This window comes from Flavobacterium sp. CF136 (assembly GCF_000282055.1).
Classification (GTDB): domain Bacteria; phylum Bacteroidota; class Bacteroidia; order Flavobacteriales; family Flavobacteriaceae; genus Flavobacterium.
In genome coordinates this window covers 1-2,807 of sequence record NZ_AKJZ01000025.1, presented here as the reverse complement: position 1 = coordinate 2,807, position 2,807 = coordinate 1, and the positions used below count along the sequence as shown (strand labels likewise).

Here is a 2,807-nt window from a genome sequence, read left to right as displayed (position 1 = left end):
AGCTGATCCACCATGGTATTAATTGTATTTTTAAGCTCCAGGATTTCTCCTTTTACGTCTACTGTAATTTGTAATGATAAATCTCCTTTTGCCACCGCCGTTGTTACCTCGGCGATATTACGTACCTGACCTGTCAGATTGGAAGCCATTTGGTTTACCGAATCCGTTAAATCTTTCCACGTTCCTCCAACTCCTTCAACCTGTGCCTGTCCTCCCAATTTTCCTTCGGTTCCAACCTCACGCGCCACACGGGTAACCTCTGATGCGAAGGAATTCAGCTGACCCACCATGGTATTAATCGTGTTTTTAAGTTCGAGGATTTCTCCTTTTGTATCTACGGTAATCTGGCGTGATAAATCTCCTTTTGCAACAGCTGTTGTTACCTCAGCAATGTTACGCACCTGACCTGTTAAGTTGGATGCCATTTGATTCACCGAATCCGTTAAATCTTTCCACGTTCCTCCAACTCCTTTTACTTTCGCCTGACCTCCCAGTTTTCCTTCCGTACCAACCTCAAGCGCCACACGGGTTACCTCTGATGAAAAGGAATTCAGCTGGTCTACCATCGTATTGATGGTTTTCTTCAGCTCCAGAATTTCCCCTTCGGCTACAGCCGTAATCTTTTTCGAAAGGTCACCATTTGCCACTGCTGTTGTCACCTCGGCAATGTTACGCACCTGACCTGTTAAGTTGGATGCCATTTGGTTTACCGAATCGGTTAAATCCTTCCAGGTTCCTCCAACACCTTTTACTTTTGCCTGTCCTCCCAGTTTTCCTTCTGACCCAACTTCACGGGCCACACGCGTTACCTCGGCACCAAAAGAGTTCAGCTGATCCACCATGGTATTGATGGTATTTTTAAGTTCGAGGATTTCTCCTGCTACGTTTACCGTAATTTTCTTAGATAAATCTCCTTTTGCCACCGCAGTGGTTACCTCGGCAATGTTACGTACCTGACCGGTTAAATTGGATGCCATCTGGTTTACCGAATCGGTTAAATCTTTCCAAACCCCACCTACGCCTCTTACTTTTGCCTGACCTCCCAGTTTTCCTTCAGATCCTACCTCTACAGCCACACGGGTTACCTCTGATGAAAAGGAATTCAGCTGATCCACCATGGTATTGATGGTATTTTTAAGTTCGAGGATTTCTCCTTTTACGTCAACGGTGATTTTTTTCGACAAATCCCCTTTTGCTACTGCTGTAGTTACATCGGCAATATTACGAACCTGGCCTGTTAAGTTGGATGCCATCTGGTTTACTGAATCGGTCAAATCCTTCCAGGTTCCCCCTACTCCTTTTACCTGTGCCTGTCCTCCCAGTTTTCCTTCTGTACCAACCTCACGAGCCACACGGGTAACCTCAGAAGAAAATGAGTTCAACTGATCCACCATGGTATTGATGGTATTTTTTAATTCTAGGATTTCTCCTTTTACGTCAACGGTAATTTTTTTCGAAAGATCTCCTTTTGCTACCGCTGTCGTTACATCGGCAATATTACGAACCTGACCTGTTAAATTAGAAGCCATTTTATTTACCGAGTCGGTCAAATCTTTCCATACACCTCCAACACCTCTTACTTTTGCCTGACCTCCCAGTTTTCCTTCTGTACCTACCTCACGCGCCACACGGGTAACCTCCATCGAAAACAGGTTAAGCTGTTTTACCATTCCGTTTACCTCTTTAGCAATCCTTAAAAATTCTCCCTGAAGCGGGTTTCCTTCAATAGAAAGCGGCATTTCCTGTGATAAATTTCCTTTTGCCACCGAGGTAATTACGTGTGCAATTTCAATAGTTGGATGTACCAGATCTGAAATCAGTGTGTTCACTGAATCTACACAGGAACTCCAGGATCCTCTCGCACCGTCAAGGACAACTCTATTGGTAAGCTTACCTTGTTTACCAATACTCTTTCCGACCTTTTGAAATTCAAAAACCATACGTTCGTTAAGATCTATGATTTCATTCAAAGTATCACAGATAGATCTTTTTATTCCGTTTTGATCTGTTGGGAAACGTTGGGTAAAATTACCATTCTTAACCTTTAGCAAAATCTTTAAAAACGCTGCGTCTGTCAAAATAGACTCCTCAGAATTTTCTTTTTTTACTTTAGCATTTAATGACTTTTCTACTGAAACGACCGGAAGTACAATAACAGCTTCCAGAGATTTTTCAGCATTAATTTCTTTTGTTTTTTTCATATTCCCAATTCTTTATCAAATGGTTAAAAAATTCTGATACACTAAGGTACTTTAATTTAATCGAGGTATATAAGCATTGCTACATACTTTCATCAAACAATATTTTCTTTAAATGAAATTTCACAAAAGCATCCATCGAATTTATCTGAATCAGACCTTCTTTTTGTGGCGTATATTTAACAGTATTACTATTCAGATTAGTAAAACCTATTTTAGTTTAATTCTTTCTGTAAATAAATTTTGGAAGATTTCCAATTTCGAGCTTGAAATTTCCGGGAACAATAGAACCTGCAATTTCATGGACCAATGTATTTGTATGGGAGTCCGCAACGGACAACAAAATCACCATAGTAAACGCTGCAAGAATTTGAGTAGATAATTTCATTTACTTAAAATTAAAGATCTATATCGTCCTATGAGGCAAACTTTTATCCAATAAAAATAATAAAAAATAAAATCTTTTCTGAATATTTTTTAAGTTTTGAATTTGCCTCCGGCTTCAGTTCGAGGAATATAATTTAAATACAGCAAAAGGGCTTTAGCCAAATGAAACTTCTGCACTTTTAGGCTAAAGCCAATTTCTCTTTAACCCGTTGGGTGTAATTA

2 protein-coding genes are annotated in these 2,807 nt (G+C 40.0%); both read right to left on the bottom strand.

The window, feature by feature from the left end; genetic code table 11:
• On the bottom strand, nucleotides 1-2,201 hold a 2,201-nt coding region (locus tag PMI10_RS10225; RefSeq protein WP_007807419.1), incomplete at its 3' end, for a HAMP domain-containing protein.
• 217 nt (nucleotides 2,202-2,418) lie between these two features.
• A complete protein-coding gene (locus tag PMI10_RS22055; protein WP_157489775.1) occupies nucleotides 2,419-2,586 on the bottom strand; it encodes a hypothetical protein in 168 nt (55 codons plus the stop codon).
• Nucleotides 2,587-2,807: the final 221 nt, after the last annotated feature.

Bases quoted from the DNA above. Each gene is read 5' to 3' on its own strand.
- PMI10_RS22055 (WP_157489775.1), bottom strand. From the start codon at position 2,586: ATGAAATTATCTACTCAAATTCTTGCAGCGTTTACTATGGTGATTTTG.